This is a genomic window from Pseudomonas sp. E141 (assembly GCF_052659885.1).
This window is the reverse complement of sequence record NZ_CP084024.1, coordinates 1,457,747-1,476,137: the sequence shown is the minus strand read 5'-3', so window position 1 is coordinate 1,476,137 and position 18,391 is coordinate 1,457,747. Positions and strand designations below refer to the sequence as shown.

16 protein-coding genes are annotated in these 18,391 nt (G+C 50.3%); all 16 read right to left on the bottom strand.

Annotation, left to right across the window (positions count from 1 at the left end):
* Positions 1-9: 9 nt before the first annotated feature.
* Entirely contained in the window at positions 10-1,212 is a 1,203-nt protein-coding gene (locus GKKCFE_RS06705) for a glycosyltransferase family 4 protein (protein ID WP_445577639.1), read from the bottom strand.
* A 6-nt stretch (positions 1,213-1,218) separates the two neighbouring features.
* A complete protein-coding gene (locus GKKCFE_RS06700) occupies positions 1,219-2,178 on the bottom strand; it encodes a glycosyltransferase family 4 protein (RefSeq protein ID WP_445577638.1) in 960 nt (319 codons plus the stop codon).
* Complete coding sequence (locus GKKCFE_RS06695; protein ID WP_445577637.1) at positions 2,175-3,437, bottom strand: hypothetical protein; 1,263 nt, start codon at positions 3,435-3,437, stop codon at positions 2,175-2,177. The genes GKKCFE_RS06700 and GKKCFE_RS06695 overlap by 4 nt, the downstream gene beginning before the upstream one ends.
* Entirely contained in the window at positions 3,425-4,573 is a 1,149-nt protein-coding gene (locus tag GKKCFE_RS06690) for a hypothetical protein (protein WP_445577636.1), read from the bottom strand. Before GKKCFE_RS06690 ends, GKKCFE_RS06695 begins: the two co-directional genes overlap by 13 nt.
* A 10-nt stretch (positions 4,574-4,583) precedes the next feature.
* Positions 4,584-5,615: an NAD-dependent epimerase/dehydratase family protein gene (locus GKKCFE_RS06685; RefSeq protein WP_445577635.1), complete on the bottom strand. Its 1,032-nt coding sequence runs from the start codon at positions 5,613-5,615 to the stop codon at positions 4,584-4,586.
* 100 nt (positions 5,616-5,715) lie between these two features.
* Positions 5,716-6,993 carry a Vi polysaccharide biosynthesis UDP-N-acetylglucosamine C-6 dehydrogenase TviB gene (gene tviB, locus GKKCFE_RS06680; RefSeq protein WP_445577634.1) on the bottom strand — a complete coding sequence of 426 codons (1,278 nt, stop codon included), beginning with the start codon at positions 6,991-6,993 and terminating at the stop codon, positions 5,716-5,718.
* Positions 6,994-7,665: 672 nt separating this feature from the next.
* Complete coding sequence (locus tag GKKCFE_RS06675; RefSeq protein WP_445577633.1) at positions 7,666-8,736, bottom strand: LPS O-antigen chain length determinant protein WzzB; 1,071 nt, start codon at positions 8,734-8,736, stop codon at positions 7,666-7,668.
* 180 nt (positions 8,737-8,916) lie between these two features.
* The gene (locus tag GKKCFE_RS06670; RefSeq protein ID WP_316912793.1) at positions 8,917-9,141 is read right to left on the bottom strand and encodes a LapA family protein; all 225 of its coding nucleotides are present in this window, start codon (positions 9,139-9,141) and stop codon (positions 8,917-8,919) included.
* Positions 9,142-9,167: 26 nt separating this feature from the next.
* Complete coding sequence (gene ihfB / locus GKKCFE_RS06665) at positions 9,168-9,464, bottom strand: integration host factor subunit beta (RefSeq protein WP_047226313.1); 297 nt, start codon at positions 9,462-9,464, stop codon at positions 9,168-9,170.
* Between the two features lie 146 nt (positions 9,465-9,610).
* A complete protein-coding gene (locus GKKCFE_RS06660) occupies positions 9,611-9,889 on the bottom strand; it encodes a hypothetical protein (protein WP_445577632.1) in 279 nt (92 codons plus the stop codon).
* A gap of 278 nt (positions 9,890-10,167) precedes the next feature.
* A complete protein-coding gene (gene rpsA / locus GKKCFE_RS06655) occupies positions 10,168-11,862 on the bottom strand; it encodes a 30S ribosomal protein S1 (RefSeq protein WP_014337228.1) in 1,695 nt (564 codons plus the stop codon).
* A gap of 120 nt (positions 11,863-11,982) precedes the next feature.
* Positions 11,983-12,672 carry a (d)CMP kinase gene (cmk, locus tag GKKCFE_RS06650; RefSeq protein ID WP_047226311.1) on the bottom strand — a complete coding sequence of 230 codons (690 nt, stop codon included), beginning with the start codon at positions 12,670-12,672 and terminating at the stop codon, positions 11,983-11,985.
* On the bottom strand, positions 12,669-14,876 hold the full coding sequence (locus tag GKKCFE_RS06645) for a bifunctional prephenate dehydrogenase/3-phosphoshikimate 1-carboxyvinyltransferase (protein ID WP_047226310.1): 2,208 nt from the start codon (positions 14,874-14,876) through the stop codon (positions 12,669-12,671). Before GKKCFE_RS06645 ends, cmk begins: the two co-directional genes overlap by 4 nt.
* Before the next feature lie 28 nt (positions 14,877-14,904).
* Positions 14,905-16,017, bottom strand: a complete 1,113-nt coding sequence (gene hisC, locus GKKCFE_RS06640; protein ID WP_047226309.1) for a histidinol-phosphate transaminase — start codon at positions 16,015-16,017, stop codon at positions 14,905-14,907.
* Between the two features lie 13 nt (positions 16,018-16,030).
* The gene (gene pheA / locus GKKCFE_RS06635; protein ID WP_003199233.1) at positions 16,031-17,125 is read right to left on the bottom strand and encodes a prephenate dehydratase; all 1,095 of its coding nucleotides are present in this window, start codon (positions 17,123-17,125) and stop codon (positions 16,031-16,033) included.
* Positions 17,125-18,210 (bottom strand): 3-phosphoserine/phosphohydroxythreonine transaminase, encoded by a 1,086-nt coding sequence (gene serC / locus GKKCFE_RS06630; protein ID WP_047226308.1) that lies wholly within the window; start codon positions 18,208-18,210, stop codon positions 17,125-17,127. Before serC ends, pheA begins: the two co-directional genes overlap by 1 nt.
* Between the last annotated feature and the right edge of the window lie 181 nt (positions 18,211-18,391).

Genomic DNA, 18,391 nt, shown 5'->3' with positions numbered 1-18,391 from the left:
TAAGCCCTGCTAGCCCACACTATTTAATAATAGATCATTCAGCTTTTTAGCTAATATATCCCTCGAGTATTTTTGTTCTGCTAAAACCCGTGCACGCTCACCTGTTATTTTTACCCGCTCTGGATCTGATAAAAATACAGACAACTGATTTACGGCAACCTGAATACTTCTAGATAAGCATAACCCTACAGCATGTTGCTGAATTTCACTGTATTGCCAACCTTTATAGTTAATAGCAATTGGTGTCCCTGAAGCTAGGGCGTCGAAAAACTTATTTGCTGAATTATTCTCCAGCTCCGGAACATCGGCCACCAATGATACGATCAACGCTGCATCCCTAAATGCATACACCAGATCATTTTTGGGCATTTCCGAAAATATAAAGAAATTTTGCCCAAGCACCCCAACACTCAACGCATAGTCAAGTAACTTATTTTTTTCGGCCCCCTCCCCTACAACAACAAATTTTACATCACTGTTGTTTTCTCTACTGCTTTTTGCGATATCTATAAGATACGAAACATCATTAACAACACCCAACGTTCCAGGATAAAGTACAATTGGCCCTGTACCAATTTCAGGAAACCGTCCACGGAATACCCCTAACTCCAAACGAGCCGGATCGAACAATGAAAGATCTGAACTATTCGGAATCGTGCAGATTTTTTCACTTTTTAGACCCCGACTTACAAGAACACGCGCCATTCCGCTTGAAAGCGCAACAATCTTTGTTGCTTTGCTATATGCGAATGATTCCAACCACTTGGCAGAAAACTTTAGCAACGGATTTTTTAAGTATCCTAAAGCGATGGGAATTTCGGGCCAAAGATCTCGCACTTCGAAAACCATTGGGCAACGTGAGAATTTTGAAGCGATATATCCAGGAATCACTATAGTCAGAGGGGTACTTGTAGCAAAAATAACATCTGCCTTAAACGCAATAGCTTTTTTAGAAGACTGAAGCGAGAAAGAAACAAAAGCTTTAATCCTCTGCCAGAACTTCATTTTATTATCGTAGGGCACGCATATTGAATGAACCTTGAACCCCTCTATCTCTCTCATCTGCCAACGAAATTTAGCCCCTTCATTTGACGAAGTTATTATATGAACTTCATGTCCGAACTGAGCTAAACGTTTGGCCATTTCATAGGAACGAGTTCCGCCAGCTTGATCAGGCGTCTTAAAGTATTGATGCAAATAGACAATAATCATCAGACATTATCCCGAATAGCACGCGGTTAACATTTTTTTATTAAGAAACTCCAGCGACATCCAAGACACCGCCAATCTTAAAGGTTCTTGATTGGACTCAAACGATATGATAGCCGCGTAAATACTCTGTGCATTCGGCTCGACAATTTTGCAACTCGGATAACGTTCACTGATACTTCTCAGATCGCTGACATCCGTAGCTATGAAAGGGACATTGCACAACAACGCCTCTTTGATGACGTTTGGCCACCCCTCATATTCGGAAGGAAGTAGTACCGCATCTACTGCATTATAAAGCTCACACATATGAGAATGATCTACACCTGTGGCAGTAATAATTTTAATGTGTGCAGGAAGATACTTTTTTACTTCTTCAACTAGCTGCGGCCTCTTCACTGAGTTAAGAGCATTCATTACGGGAAAGAGAAAAATTTTATCTTCTTGGCACATATTCAAACGAGTTCGACATGCAGCTTTATCAAGAGGCTTGAATTTTTCACAATCAATAGGGCTTGGAATTACTACAATTTCGGAATTAGGAAATCTAGATCTCACGGATTTCCCCATAGATTCAGAAACAACAATGATCTTATCATATCTTTTAAGACTATATAACGTAAGCGCATTCTGAAAAACATTATGCAGTATGACTTTAAGCGCTCCTCGCTTTTTTCTATACCAATCGGACCCCCTCAACGTGATAATTTTTTTCCCACGTGCAAAACTAGAGATAAAACCACACATAGATCCATACTGCGCATGTATCAAATCATAATCTTTACTTAAAAAATACACCTTAAATATCGCACGAATTATATTTATGGGATTCCTTAAGCTCCCCAAATACAACATCTCGATTCTAAAATCTTTATTATAGTTACTCTGAATATGATTGAAGGCCTGGTGCATAAATACACCGGAATTTTTTATTTTCGGATCAAAATTGTGCAACCATAGTACTTTCATTTTTTCACCCTAGTAAAAACCATCAAACATATAAATCCTAGAATAACATAAAGCGGCGCTACCTTCATAAAGTGAAGACTGTCAACTCTAAAACCAACCATCAACAAATAAAAACCATAAATCTTATAGAAGACCTGACACACGTCGAAAGACAACCATCGCTGTCCGAAAAATATAAACACCTTCCACATTATTCCCCAATACAAACCAAGAATAAAAAAGTGTATAAAGGCGAAATAACCAAAGTTATTTATTGCTTCGGCCAAAGGTGAGTAACCAAGCCCTTGTCCCTCCACCCACGCAGGAATCATTTCAATGGCAAATGCATCAGATATTCCGGGAGGCCTCTCTGAGGAAATAAACTTTGGTAAAAACTGCTGTAAATTGTCTAGATAAGTACCACCCAGTTTATACTCATCTGTATCAACGGAGATTGATATGGATACAAAAGGACCAGCTGGATCAATACGAGAAAACGAAAAGTTTTCATAACTCATATTTAAAGACTCGGCGATATCAAAGCCTGCACGCCAAAATGAAAAAGCGAAGATCAAGTTTAATATTAAATAAATTAGAGGAAGGCCTACAAGAGCATACAAACAAAAACTTCTAAGTTTAATCTTCCCATTCAGAAAAATTATCCCCATCGAAATTAAAAATATAAGTATTGGATTTTTGTCACTAGTAATAAGCCCAGCGAATATAGGAACCGCCAAACAAAACCAACCGGCCACCTGTTTGTTCGCGCTTACTAGCAACACCCCCATAACAGAAAAATTAAGAAGCAAAACATACTTTATTAATGAATAAAGCTGATTCGAGTAAGCAACTTGCGCAACCTGCTCGTATGCATTCAATGTCAATAATATTTGTGCGCGAAAAAAATATAAGAACAGTGCCGTTATAATTATCAACCTGAAGAAACTAAAACTCACACATTCCGGGCCAAGCCGACGCACACTGGAAACTGGCAACTTAGTCATAAAGATTGCAATCGCAAAAAAAACAATACTCAGTAAATATTCAAACACTACAAAATTCGCAATATTAGAAACCTCCACAAAAAAACCATGCTTCACGTACCCTTCTGCACCATTTATTGTAAACTCTAAGGGTATGAGATAGAAGTAGATCATTGCACCGGTTGAAAACACAAAAAAAGTAGAGAACAACCCTTCTTTTTTCGAAAAAAAACTGCTCCCCATCGCGAGAGTCAACAATATAAAACAGCTAACTACAAAGAAAATCAATCCGTCCATGACAAGTTCCTAGACAACAAAAGCCCACCTAATAAGAGCATATTAACGGAAAGGCTAAATATCAAGCTCATGACCACATCGACCCCCGAGACTAATAATAATGTCAAAATCATCAGGCCAACTGCATTTATATAAGACAATACAGGCTTATCAAATTTCGCATCAGCGTAACTTCTAAGCAAGACATACAATGAATTTAAGAGAACAGCAAAAGTTAGAGACTTCAGCACATCGCCAAATGAATCATTATTGTAATAAAAATAATTAAAGACATCACAACAAAAATAGAACCCTATTGAGACGACAACAGATAGTGCAATATAAATCATAAGCGAACTGACAAACTCTCGCTTACTTCCTCCCCCTGCACTTATTTTGACTAACAAGATGGTGCTGATTGGTCTTAATGGAATTGCAAACGCAATCATTACAGCAATAGCCAATGATAGCTCTCCCGACGAATACTTTGTTCCATCTACGAAAACCACAGGCAGCACAAATATAAACTGGTTAAAAAAATCTCCAGGAACGCGAGCCAAACTCATAATAAAAAATAATTTGTTTCCTATCGTCGCCTTGACACCTGAAAAAACAATTCGAGAAGGAGAAATTAAAAAATACCACCACGCAAAAGAAAAAGCTGAAAGCAAAAAATATATAACAATAAAAAACTTTAAACTTGAAGTGGCAAAAAAAGATATTAGCGGCAAAACAATTAGAAAATAAACATTCGAAACCGCCCCCAATTTAAAGTCTTGAAGCCCTCTATATATACAATATATAAAGCCCGTGATAACTATTGGCCCAGAAAATAACAAGGCATAAAAATACTTTTCATCAGTGAGATATGAAAAAACTGATAGTAGTGTAAAGCACGATACAGAGGTCAATAAGGCGAAATTAACAGTACCACTATCGATTTTCTTAGCGGCTATGGCCTTAGGTAACATAACCCCATAACCGAGCATAAGCAAAGGTACGAGTGCCGCTTGGTATCTTCGAATAACTGCAAAATAATCAAGCCCCACTTGGGAGTAGGCAATCAACATTAGTTTATACAGAACAAATGAAAATCCTGACACCGCAAGAGCAGTCCCTAATGTTAAGACGTATTCCTTTAAGAAAGATACTTTCATGATTTGCTCGTCAGTTTTTCGTTACTCTGGCAACATACCAATCCACTGTCCGCACCATCCCTTCTATAATATCAAAGGCAGGTTCATATTTTAGTTTATCTTTTATCTTACTGATATCAGCTTGCGAATGCTTAACATCGCCTACTCGAGTCTCTTGATAGCGCGGTTTTTTATCGTACACAATTCCCTTCGCACTTAATGCATTCGCAATCATTTCAACTAGTTGATTGAGAGATGTCCGTCCACCCACCGCGACGTTATAGACTTGATTCAGCGCACAATTTTCCGTAGCAGCTGCCGCTAATATATTGGCCCTAATCGTATTATCTATATAACAAAAATCGCGACTTGTTTCGCCATCGCCATTGATTACAACCTCCTGATTATTTATCATGGCTGCTACCCATTTTGGTATTACAGCTGCATAAGCGCCGTTGGGATCTTGTCTCGGTCCAAAAACGTTAAAGTAACGCAAGCCAATAGTGCGGAATCCAAAACTCCTAGCAAATGTTTCAGCATAAAGCTCATTCACATACTTTGTAACTGCATATGGGGAAAGCGGCTTTCCAATTTTATCCTCAACTTTTGGTAAACCTGGATGATCTCCATAGGTCGAACTGCTAGCCGCATAGGTAAAGCTCTTTACTTTAGCATCACGGGCAGCTACCAACATATTGAGAAAACCATCAATATTAGTAGCATTCGTAGCTATCGGGTCAACAAGGGAACGAGGGACAGAACCTAACGCAGCTTGGTGGAGTACATAATCGATTCCGTTACATGCTAACTGGCAGTCTCTAATATCGCGAATATCACCATGGACGAATGTAAATCGAGACCATTGCGCTCCAGTTACTACTCCTCGAACTTCATCAAGATTATGCTGGTGTCCAGTTGCAAAATTGTCCAAACCTACGACATTCTGGTTTGCCTTTAAAAGGACTTCCAACAAATTGGAGCCGATGAAGCCAGCAACACCAGTAATAAGCCATGTCTTGGGATTGGAAACTAAAGACTTTATCAAGAGCTCATACTGCCCCATATATCAACATCCTTTAAGTTTGCATATAACAAAGTTCGCCTTTTGACTTGTAACGCTATCTTTAAGTACAAAAACAACAAAAGGCGAATATTTTTAATTATTACAACCGTATATCCGACTCATTGGAATTAAGTATGTATTTAAGATCATATATGACATGGTTTTCATTACCTAATTCTCGAATTTTTCCGGCCCCCATGTTACGAAACTCCTCATGGGCTACGGCCAATATTATCCCATCATACGTATTAGGTAAAAGCTCTTGAACAGGGAAAATATTGTACTCCTCTTGGGCCTCCTCACTATTGACCCATGGATCATATACATCAACAGCGATATTATATTCCGCAAGCTCTCGAACGATATCTACAATACGCGTGTTACGTAGATCAGGGCAGTTTTCCTTAAATGCCAAGCCCATGATCAAAACTTTCGCACCATCCACGTGAATCCTTCGTTTAAGCATGCCCTTCACTAATTGCGATACAACATAAGCGCCCATTCCGTCGTTAAGACGACGCCCAGCAAGAATTATTTCTGGGTGGTATCCAATAGCTTGAGCTTTATGGGTAAGATAATAAGGATCGACGCCTATACAGTGACCACCCACTAATCCCGGCCGAAAAGGTAAAAAGTTCCACTTGGTCCCTGCTGCCTGGAGCACGGCCTCAGTATCAATTTCCATCTTATTGAAAATGATAGCCAATTCATTAATTAGAGCAATGTTTAGATCGCGCTGAGTATTTTCAATTACTTTCGCGGCTTCGGCGACTCGTATAGAGCTAGCTTTATGCGTTCCTGCAATAATGATTTCGTTGTAAAGCGCATCAACCAAATCGGCAACTTCAGGAGTAGAGCCGGATGTCACTTTTTTAATGTTAGTAACACGGTGCTCTTTGTCTCCTGGGTTGATTCTCTCTGGGCTATAGCCCGCATAGAAGTCGACGTTAAATTTTAGCCCCGAAGCCATTTCAAGAACTGGTACGCAGTCCTCTTCCGTCGCGCCTGGGTACACCGTTGACTCATAAATAACCAAATCGCCCTTCTTCAAAACTTTACCAATACACTCTGACGCTTTAATTAATGGGGTCAAATCCGGCTTATTATATTGGTCAATAGGTGTTGGCACAGTGACAATAAAAGCATTACATTCAGAGAGGTCGCAGGGATCGGTGGAGAAACTCAAATAGGTAGCAGATTCAAGTTCTTTATCATCTACCTCAAGGGTGGAGTCTCGACCAGCCTTCAATGCATCAATACGACTTTGGTTGATATCAAATCCAACCACAGAACGGCGCTTAGCAAACTCGACAGCGAGCGGTAAGCCAACATATCCGAGACCGATAATGGCAAGTTTTATATCTTTCAGCTGGCGCATAGTCAAACCCAATTAACGAATGAATTCAAAATTTATTGCTTCCATTAGGAGGCATTCCATCATGCAACCGTACAGAATATCTTGTTTCCGAAAACCTTGTTAAACTCCGAACAATCTAAATTTATGCTCTTCAATTTCAGCAGCCCCTTGCGACAGATTCCTCATCGCCGCTAGCCATCAGCTCACGTTCGATTTTGAGCATTTGTCATGCAAAACAACTATTCTGTCCCCGAGAGTGTAATTCCCACCCCGCCTCTAATTAAAGATTGGGCAACATCAATATTATTGTCGCCATCATCGCATTCAAATATTGGAGGATTCGGTTCCAAGGCTTACCGTTGCCTGGATAATCTTGGGGGCTAGCTTTCTTATCCCTAAATAATTGATTAGTTTTTAGTTCGGTTCGTATGCTAATGACAGCCCTACTCCTCTCGCCTCCAACAACCTCAGCACAACCTCAGCACAACCTAGAACTGATAAATCTGGTGGTAGCAGTGCCGTATGGTGATCACAGGGACCGAAACACTCGGCATTATCGAACAGCGATTATTTTTTGGTAAATTCACATCCGCTAGTGAATTTAACAAACACTAATAACAAAACAGCGGGGCATTAAGCCCCACCTAGTTACTTCAAAAATCAGCTATCAGTTCTTCACTTATGCCACATCATTTATTTAATTTTCACCCGATCACTTTTTGGATCGGGAAAAATATGATCGAAGCGCAATCGAATAAAAGCAATCAATCCACCAATAATTAACCCAAAAAACACCCCCACGACCACTATAAAAAATTTCTTAGGTTTAATGGGAGTTTCCGGGACCTCAAGGCTGCCATCCTGGCGATAAGTGGAAATTGTGTCAGGATCAATATTCAACTTACGATAAAAACCATAACGCATCTGTAACGACCGTAAATCTGATATAAAAGCGTCATCAGAGGATCTTGATTCCAACGCCGCGACCTCTGCCGCCAAAGCTTTACTTCCCCGTTGGTAGTCCAGTTTATTACCTGTATCTACAGTAATATCCACTGCTGCGCCGGAATTTATTGTCGACGAAGTCAAGCCTATTGTCTCAGCAATTTTCAACGCTTCACGGAGTTGTTGAATTCTGTCCTCGCGAATCCGCTGCGCGGTCTCACGTAAACTGACGATCCGTTGCTCCAAATTGCGAGATCTAACTGACGCTTCGGATGTAACGTTTTTTATCAGCTCAGTCTTAGCGGCTTTACTGGCGCGTTGGACATATGTTGTTGCCCAGTCTGTTGCTTGGACCGGATCGTTACCTTTAACAACAACAGAGAAGCGGTCCGGAGTATTCTTGCTAGGCCCTTTGACAACTAACTCGCGGGAGAAACGCTCGTACAAACGGTCAACCGAGCCTCTGCGTTGGGACTCATCAAGCGAGGGAAGATAGATTTCATTGAAAAAGACTTGTCGAAGTGATGCACTCTGCAAATTACGGGCAAACACCTCATAAACATATTCGATCGAGTAAGTGGACAGCTCTGTACTTTTCCCACGACCATAATTCAACTCAGCAATATCATTCTGAGTAGGTGGCATGATAAAAAGCTTGGCTTCATAGACAGGCTTGCTAAGGAACGCGTAAAGGCCGGCCCCAACAGTAACCAGAAGAGTGATACCCAGAATCAACCACTTCTGAGCCCAGAGCCCCCGAACAAGTTCGATCAGATCAATTTCATCATCACGACGCGCATCAATACGATCATTTTGCATGGAAAGCCTCGCTTGGCATCACGTTCGTGTACACACCAAACGCATCAAAAGGCAAGACGGGCAAGGCCGCGTCGGACTGAGCGGCAAACTGAGTTAGATTAAATACGAACAAAACGCACCCAAAGTCAGAAAAAATTGTAGACAGTGATCCTTACCAAGACTGCTGGGCCACACATCCATTTATTTCAATCGCCTACGCACCCCCATGAACCACGCGAGCAACGGGCCAACCATCATACCAGCGAGAAGTGACACTAGCACGCAAACTGAAACAGGAAGTTGCGGAGCCGACCAGCCCAGGAACAACAGCGCGACAGGTTGGGTATTTTCAAGCACGAACAGAACGATGGCTGCGGCCACTAGCAACGCGAGCACGACAAGAGAAAAACGTTTAAAGCTGCGCATGAATTCCCCCTTGCATAGACGCCTCCTTACAGGTCATCCCCCTCCTCCTCATTGACGCGATCCCTGAGTTCCTTGCCCGGCTTGAAATGCGGAACAAATTTACCGTCCAGGCTCACGGACTGACCGGTTTTAGGATTGCGGCCCACCCGCGGGGCGCGGTAATGGAGAGAGAAGCTGCCGAAGCCACGGATCTCGATTCGATCTCCGGTCGCCAGGCACTGGGACATTTGCTCAAGCATGGTCTTGATGGCCAGCTCCACATCTTTGGATGAGAGTAGCCCTTGATGGGTGACAATTCGTTCGATCAACTCCGACTTCGTCATATTTTTCCCTTCTTTTTCAAGCAGCTAGGAAAATCGCTTGAAAAGGTTTTAGCATGACCGGAAGATTTTGAACAGCCCAAGTCTTGACATATCTTCACCCTGTCGTATTTGCCCCATTTCTGCACAAGCCTTGCACTTGAGCGCATTCAGCGACAAATGACCAACATTGTGCGGGTCAGGTAGCCTGCTGGATTGAAGCCGAATGGGTATTGATCTTCATCCTTGGCATCATCGGAGCGAGTGATGACTTTGTACCCTGCGCCCTTGCACTCCTTCGCAGCGCGCTTGTGGCATTTTTCCCAGCCCGATCCCAGGCCGGAACAATCGACCTCAATGCCACTGACGCCACGCACTGCATGGGTCTTGGCACTTGTGGTGCAACCTGCCAAGACCAATACCGCGAATACCAGGATGAACCTGTTCATTCGTCTCCTTAAATAGCCAGCACCCGACTGGGTGGTGTCTGACCTGACGCTATCGCGAGCAGGCCCGCTCCCACATGAGCCCGGGGAGACTAGGGCATCCGCAGTCTAGCCCTGAGTAGGTGATTGATCTGCTTAAAGAAAGAGACAGTTTGATTGCAGGATTGGTTTCACTGCCGAGTCAGACAGAGGAGCCAACTTACAAACAGGCCAGTTTTTGCCGAATCGCGCCCACAAAAAAGGGCGACCGAAGTCGCCCTTTTTCTATGGTCTGACAGAACTCAGTTCTGCTTTTCCATTTGTGCACGCAGCAGGTCGCCCAGAGTGGTAGGACCAGCAGCAATGTCAGAGGTAGCTGGCTTGTCGCGCAGGCTCTGGATTGCTTCTTTCTCTTCAGCATCGTCTTTCGACTTGATGGAGAGCTGGATTACGCGGCTCTTGCGGTCAACGCTGATGATCTTGGCTTCTACTTCTTCGCCTTCTTTCAGAACGTTGCGCGCGTCTTCAACGCGGTCACGGCTGATTTCGGAGGCTTTCAGAGTCGCTTCGATATCGTCGGCCAGGGTGATGATGGCGCCTTTAGCGTCAACTTCTTTCACGATGCCCTTAACGATTGCGCCTTTATCGTTCTCTTGAACGTACTCGGAGAACGGATCGCTTTCCAGTTGCTTGATGCCCAGGGAGATGCGCTCGCGCTCTGGGTCAACCGACAGGATAACGGTGTCCAGCTCGTCGCCCTTCTTGAAGCGGCGTACGGCTTCTTCGCCCACTTCGTTCCAGGAGATGTCGGACAGGTGAACCAGACCGTCGATGCCGCCGTCCAGACCAATGAAGATACCGAAATCGGTGATCGACTTGATGGTGCCGGAGATTTTATCGCCCTTGTTGAACTGGCCAGAGAAATCTTCCCATGGGTTAGATTTGCACTGCTTGATGCCCAGGGAGATACGACGACGCTCTTCGTCGATGTCCAGAACCATGACTTCCACTTCGTCGCCGACTTGTACGACTTTCGAAGGGTGGATGTTCTTGTTGGTCCAGTCCATTTCGGAAACGTGTACCAGACCTTCAACGCCTTCTTCCAGCTCAGCGAAGCAGCCGTAGTCGGTGAGGTTGGTAACACGAGCGGTGACGCGGGTGCTTTCTGGGTAACGGGCTTTGATAGCAACCCATGGATCTTCACCCAGTTGCTTGAGGCCCAGGGAAACACGATTGCGCTCGCGATCGTACTTCAGAACCTTGACATCGATCTCGTCGCCAACGTTGACGATTTCCGAAGGATGCTTGATACGCTTCCAGGCCATGTCGGTGATGTGCAGCAGGCCATCGACGCCACCCAGATCGACGAATGCGCCGTAATCGGTGAGGTTCTTGACGATACCCTTGACCTGCTGGCCTTCCTGCAGCGATTCCAGCAGAGCTTCACGCTCGGCGGAGTTCTCGGCTTCCAGGACACTGCGACGGGAAACGACAACGTTGTTGCGCTTCTGGTCCAGCTTGATGACCTTGAATTCCAGCTCTTTGCCTTCCAGGTGCGTGGTGTCGCGCACTGGACGGACGTCAACCAGGGAACCTGGCAGGAACGCACGGATGCCGTTAACGTCGACAGTGAAGCCGCCTTTAACCTTACCGTTGATAACGCCCTTGACCACTTCCTCAGCTGCGAAAGCCGCTTCCAGAACGATCCAGCATTCAGCGCGCTTGGCTTTTTCACGGGACAGCTTGGTTTCACCGAAGCCATCTTCAACCGAGTCCAGCGCAACGTGAACTTCGTCACCGACGTTGATGTTCAGTTCGCCAGCGTCGTTGTAGAACTGCTCAAGCGGGATGAGTGCTTCAGACTTCAGACCAGCGTGAACGGTTACCCAGCGAGCTTGGTAATCGATATCAACGATAACACCGGTGATGATGGAGCCTGCCTGAAGGTTCAGGGTTTTCAGGCTTTCTTCAAAGAGTTCCGCAAAGCTTTCGCTCATTTTAATTCCTGTTGATTAGGGCGAAGAATACGCCCGCCTCCACACCCCAGACGGTGTGGGTTAGTTTCATATAAAAGAAGCACCGCAGGACTATGACTGGTCCCCTGCGGAGCTTCCTGGTCACCCGGCGATATCGCGGATGGCGATTTCGCTCATGATGCGTTGCAACACCTGATCGATGGACAACTCCGTGGAATCCAGCTGTATCGCGTCAGCCGCCGGCTTGAGCGGGGCTACTGCGCGCTGGGTGTCACGCTCGTCGCGTGCACGGATCTCATCTAGCAGACTCGACAGACTAACATCCTCGCCTTTGCCCTTCAACTGCAAATATCGGCGACGAGCCCTCTCCTCCGCACTGGCGGTGAGGAAAATCTTCAGCGGGGCATCGGGAAACACCACGGTCCCCATGTCGCGCCCATCGGCCACCAATCCTGGCGGCTCCTGGAAGGCGCGCTGGCGCTGCAGCAACGCCTCGCGCACCGCCGGCAGCGCGGCGACCTGGGAGGCCCCGGCCCCGACGCTTTCGGTACGAATGACATTGCTGACTTCGTCACCCTCCAGAATGATGCGCTGCAGCTGACCGTCGGTCGCCGCGATGAACTGCACGTCCAGATGCGCAGCCAGGGCCTTGAGCAGCTCTTCGTTGGTCAGATCGACGCCATGATTGGCGGCGGCGAACGCCAGCAGGCGATACAAGGCACCCGAATCGAGCAGGTTCCAGCCCAATTGTTTGGCCAGTATTCCAGCGATGGTGCCCTTGCCTGAGCCGCTTGGGCCATCGATGGTGATGACCGGTGCCTTGATGTTCACGACTGTGCCTCTTGTGCTACTCGAATACCGACCTGGGCACACAGTGCCAGGAAGTTCGGGAACGACGTCGCGACGTTGGCGCAATCATGGATGCGGATCGGCGCACTGGCGCGCAAAGACGCAACACTGAAGGCCATGGCGATACGGTGATCACCGTGACCATGGACTTCGCCGCCGCCGATCTGGCCGCCGTCGATGATGATGCCGTCCGGCGTCGGCTGGCATTTCACGCCCAACGCGATCAGGCCATCAGCCATCACCTGGATACGATCCGATTCCTTGACCCGAAGCTCTTCGGCGCCGGTCAGCACGGTGCGCCCTTCGGCACAGGCCGCCGCCACGAACAGTACCGGGAATTCGTCAATGGCCAGTGGCACCAGCGCTTCGGGAATCTCGATACCCTTGAGTTTAGCTGCTCGTACGCGCAGGTCTGCAACCGGCTCGCCGCCCACTTCACGCTGGTTTTCCAGGGTGATGTCAGCGCCCATCAGGCGCAGGATGTCGATCACACCGGTACGGGTCGGGTTGATGCCCACATGCTCGAGCACCAGCTCGGAGCCTTCGGCAATCGAGGCGGCCACCAGGAAGAACGCCGAGGACGAGATATCGCCCGGCACCTCAATGTGGGTCGCGGTCAGTTTGCTGCCGGACTCGACGGAGGCCGTGGCGCCGTTGACCGTGACCGGGTAGCCGAAGCCGCGCAGCATGCGCTCGGTGTGGTCGCGGGTCGGGGCCGGCTCGGTAACAGTGGTCTTGCCTTCGGCATAGAGACCGGCCAGCAGCAGGCAGGATTTCACCTGGGCGCTGGCCATCGGCATGGTGTAGGTCAGGCCCTTGAGCTTGTTGCCACCGCGAATGGTCATTGGCGGACGACCTTCGGCCGCCGTCTCGATCACCGCCCCCATTTCCCGCAGGGGGTTGGCCACGCGATTCATCGGCCGCTTGGACAGCGAAGCGTCACCGGTCAAGGTGCTGTCGAAGTCCTGGGCAGCCAGCAGGCCGGACAGCAGGCGCATCGACGTGCCGGAGTTGCCCAGGTAGATCGGGCCCGGGGCCGGCTTGAGGCCGTGCAGGCCGACACCATGGATGGTCACGCGACCGTGATGCGGGCCTTCGATGACCACGCCCATGTCGCGGAACGCTTGCAGCGTCGCCAGGGCGTCTTCACCTTCGAGAAAGCCTTCCACTTCGGTCACGCCTTCAGCCAGGGAGCCGAGCATGATCGAACGGTGGGAAATCGATTTATCGCCCGGTACACGAATACGCCCACTCAGGGAGCCACCAGGTTGTGCCAGGAAAATCAGATCGTTGGAGTTCATAGCGTCCACATAGGCCCGACGGGCCAGGATTTTACTGAAATGCTCGCGGGCCACCCTGGCGCGTGTGAAAACGCCCAGCAATTGGTGCCCGTCCCCTGCATCGACCGCGTCGCGCAAGGCGTCGAGATCGCTGCGAAATGTATCGAGTGTGCGCAGGACAGCTTCGCGGTTGGCGAGGAAGATGTCGTGCCACATGACCGGGTCGCTACCGGCGATTCTCGTGAAATCGCGGAAACCGCCGGCAGCGTAACGGAAGATCTCAAGATTTTCATTGCGTTTGGCCAATGAATCCACCAGACCGAACGCCAACAGGTGCGGCAAATGGCTAGTGGCGGCCAATACTTCATCGTGGCGCTCGACCTGCATGTGCTCGACGTCCGCACCCAGCTCGCGCCACAGGCGATCCACCACTGCCAGCGCAGCCGGATCGGTCTGGTCCAGTGGCGTCAATATCACTTTGTGACGACGAAACAGTTCGGCGTTGGAGGCTTCCACCCCGCTCTGCTCGGAACCGGCAATCGGATGACCGGGCACAAAGCGCGCCGGCATCCCGCCGAAGGCTTCGGTGGCCGCCCGCACGACATTGCCCTTGGCACTGCCGACGTCCGTGAGAATCGCCTGCCCCAGGTCCATGGTCGCCAGGCGTGCCAGCAGCTTCTCCATGGCCAGGATCGGCACGGCCAACTGGATCACGTCCGCACCCTGGCAAGCAATCGCCAGGTCGTCCTCGCAGCGATCCACCACTCCCAGTTCCACCGCCAGCCGACGCGACTGCGGGTCCAGATCGACACCCACCACTTCACGACACAGACCGCTTTCGCGCAGGCCTTTGGCGAAAGAGCCGCCGATCAACCCCAGACCGACCACCACTAGGCGACCGATCATAGGTGCAGCAGATTGCAGTGAAGTGACATCAACCACGAGCCAGAACCTTGCTCAACGCCTCGAGAAAGCGGCTGTTTTCCGCTGGCAGGCCAATGGTGACGCGCAGGTGGTTCGGCATGCCGTAGTTGGCCACCGGACGCACGATCACACCCTCGCGCAGCAAGCCCTGGAACACCGGGGCTGCGACACGGCCCAGGTCGACGCAGATGAAGTTGCCTTTGGATGGAATCCAGCTCAGGCCCAGCTCGCGGAACCCGGCTTCCAACTGCCGCATGCCAGCCTCGTTCAGACGGCGACTTTCGGCCAGGTAGGCGTCGTCCCCGAGCGCAGCGCAGGCAGCGGCCAAGGCAAAGCTGTTGACGTTGAATGGCTGCCGCACGCGGTTGAGCACATCGGCCACCACGGCGGTGGACAAGCCATAGCCAACCCGCAAAGACGCCAGGCCATAGGCCTTGGAGAACGTGCGCGAGACCAGCAGGTTCGGGTAGGCGGCGAGAAAATCCAGGCCATCGGGCAAATCGCTGCCTTCGGCGTATTCGATGTAGGCCTCATCCAGCACCACCAGCACGTGCTCGGGCACGTCCTGCAGGAAGTCGTCCAACGCCTGGGCATCGAACCAGGTGCCGGTCGGGTTGTTTGGGTTGGCGATGAAGACGACCCGCGTGTTGGCGTCGATGGCCGCCAGCATGGCGGGCAGGTCGTGCCCCCAATCCTTGGCCGGCACCACATGGGCGTCGGCGCCGACAGCCTGGGTGGCGATCGGGTAGACCGCAAACGCATGCTCGCTGAACACGGCGTTGAGGCCCGGCGCCAGATAGGCACGCGCCACCAGCTCGAGAATGTCATTGGAACCGTTGCCCAGGGTGACCTGGCTCAACTCCACGCCACAGCGCTCGGCCAGCAGGCTTTTGAGGGCGAAACCGTTGCCGTCGGGATAACGGGTCAGCTCGGCCAGCTCGTCACGGATCGCTTCCAGCGCCTTGGGGCTCGCCCCCAAAGGGTTTTCGTTGCTTGCCAGCTTGACGATGCTGGCCGGGTCCAGATCCAGCTCACGGGCCAATTCGTCCACCGGCTTGCCTGGAACGTAAGGCGAGAGTTGTTGCACGCCTGGCTGAGCCAGAGCGAGGAAGTTGCCACTCATTAGCTATCCGCCCTTAAAGAACTGCTTTGGGGTAGGAACCCAGCACCTTGAGTGCCACTGCTTCCTGACTGATTTTTTCCAGCACACCTTTTACCAGTGGATCGCGGTGGTGGCCGACAAAATCGATGAAAAACACGTAGGTCCATTTACCGCTGCGCGACGGACGGGTCTCGATCCGTGTCAGATCGATGCCATTGTCATGGAACGGCACCAGCAGCTCATGGAGCGCGCCGGGTTTGTTGCTCATGGAGACGATGATCGACGTCTTGTCGTCGCCGGTCGGCGGCACTTCCTGGCTGCCAATCATCAGGAATCGCGTGGAGTTGTCCGGGCGATCCTCGATTTTTTCCGCCAGGCGGGTCAGGCCGTAGAGGCCGGCTGCCATGTCGCCGGCAATCGCCGCCGAGTTCCATTCACCCTTGACCCGCTTGGCCGCCTCGGCGTTGCTGGAGACCGCCACGCGCTCGACATTCGGGTAATGGGCATCCAGCCACTTGCGGCACTGGGCCAGGGACTGGGCGTGGGAGTAGATTCGGCTGATGCTGTCGGTCTTGGTGTTCTCCCCCACCAGCAGGTGATGGTGGATGCGCAGCTCGACTTCGCCGCAGATCACCATGTCGTGCTCAAGGAAACTGTCCAGCGTGTGGTTGACCGCGCCTTCGGTGGAGTTTTCCACCGGCACCACGCCGAAGTTCACCGCGCCCGCCGCCACTTCACGGAAGACTTCGTCGATGGCCGCCATCGGTTTGCTGATCACGGCGTGGCCGAAATGCTTCATGGCGGCAGCCTGGGTGAAGGTGCCTTCAGGGCCCAGGTAAGCGACTTTCAAAGGCTGCTCGAGGGCCAGGCACGAAGACATGATCTCGCGGAACAACCGCGCCATTTCTTCGTTGCCCAGAGGCCCCTTGTTGCGCTCCATGACACGCTTGAGTACCTGCGCTTCACGCTCCGGGCGATAGAACACCGGCACTTCGCCTTCGGCCAGGGAGGCCATTTTCACCCGCGCCACTTCCTGGGCGCAGCGCGCTCGCTCGCTGATCAGCTCCAGGACCTTTTCGTCCAGGGCATCGATGCGCAGGCGCAGCGCCTTGAGTTCTTGCTCAGACATCAACCATGTTCCTTCTCGAACTCTGCCATGTAGGAAATCAACGCATTGACCGCGTTGATATCGACGGCGTTGTAGATGGAAGCGCGCATGCCGCCGACCGAACGGTGACCCTTCAGGTTCAGCAGCCCGCGCTCGTCGGCACCGGCCAGGAACGGCTTATCGAGACGATCGTCGGCCAGGCGGAACGGTACGTTCATCCACGAACGATCAGTCTTGTTGATCGGGTTGCTGTAGAGGCCGCTGGCGTCAATGAAGTCATAGAGCGTGCGCTGCTTCACTTCGTTGAGCTTGCCGATGGCCTCGACACCGCCCTGTTCTTTGAGCCACTCGAATACCAGGCCGGACAGGTACCAGGCCAGGGTCGGCGGGGTGTTGTACATCGAGCCGTTGTCGGCGGCGACCTTGTAGTTGAGCATGGTCGGGCACAAGGAACGGGCGCGTCCCAGCAGGTCTTCGCGAATGATGCTGACCAGGATGCCGCTGGGACCGATGTTCTTCTGGGCGCCGGCGTAGATCATGCCGAAACGGGAGATGTCCACAGGGCGCGACAGGATGTCCGAAGACATGTCAGCCACCAATGGCACGTCGCCGGTTTCCGGAATCCAGTTGAATTCCAGGCCGCCGATGGTTTCGTTCGGCGCGTAATGAACGTAGGCCGCGTCCTTGGACAGGTTCCACTCGTTCTGGCCGGGAATGGCGAAATAGTCGTAGGGCTTGGCCGTGGCCGCGACATTGACGTGGCCGTAGCGCGAGGCTTCTTCGATGGCTTTCTGCGACCAGATCCCGGTGTCGATGTAGTCGGCCTTGCCGCTTTCGGGCAGCAAGTTCAGCGGGATCTGCGCAAACTGCTGGCTGGCGCCGCCCTGCAGGAACAGCACCTTGTAGTTGGAGGGGATGCTCAGCAGATCACGCAAGTCCTGCTCGGCCTTGGTGGCAATGGACACGAACTCATCGCTGCGATGGCTCATTTCCATGACGGACAGGCCCTTGCCATGCCAGTCGAGAAGTTCACCTTGGGCACGCTTCAGGACCGCTTCAGGAAGCGCCGCCGGGCCGGCACAGAAGTTATAGGCTCTCTTGCTCACATCCAATCTCGCTCTGATCTGGTGGTCACATCAATCTTGTGTTCTGCACATAGGGCCCAATGTGGGAGCGAGCTTGCTCGCGATTGCAGTGTGTCAGTCAATATCAATGCTGCTGATCCACCGAAATCGCGAGCAAGCTCGCTCCTACAAAGAGCGGAATGCGCAGTGTCGCAAATTTTCA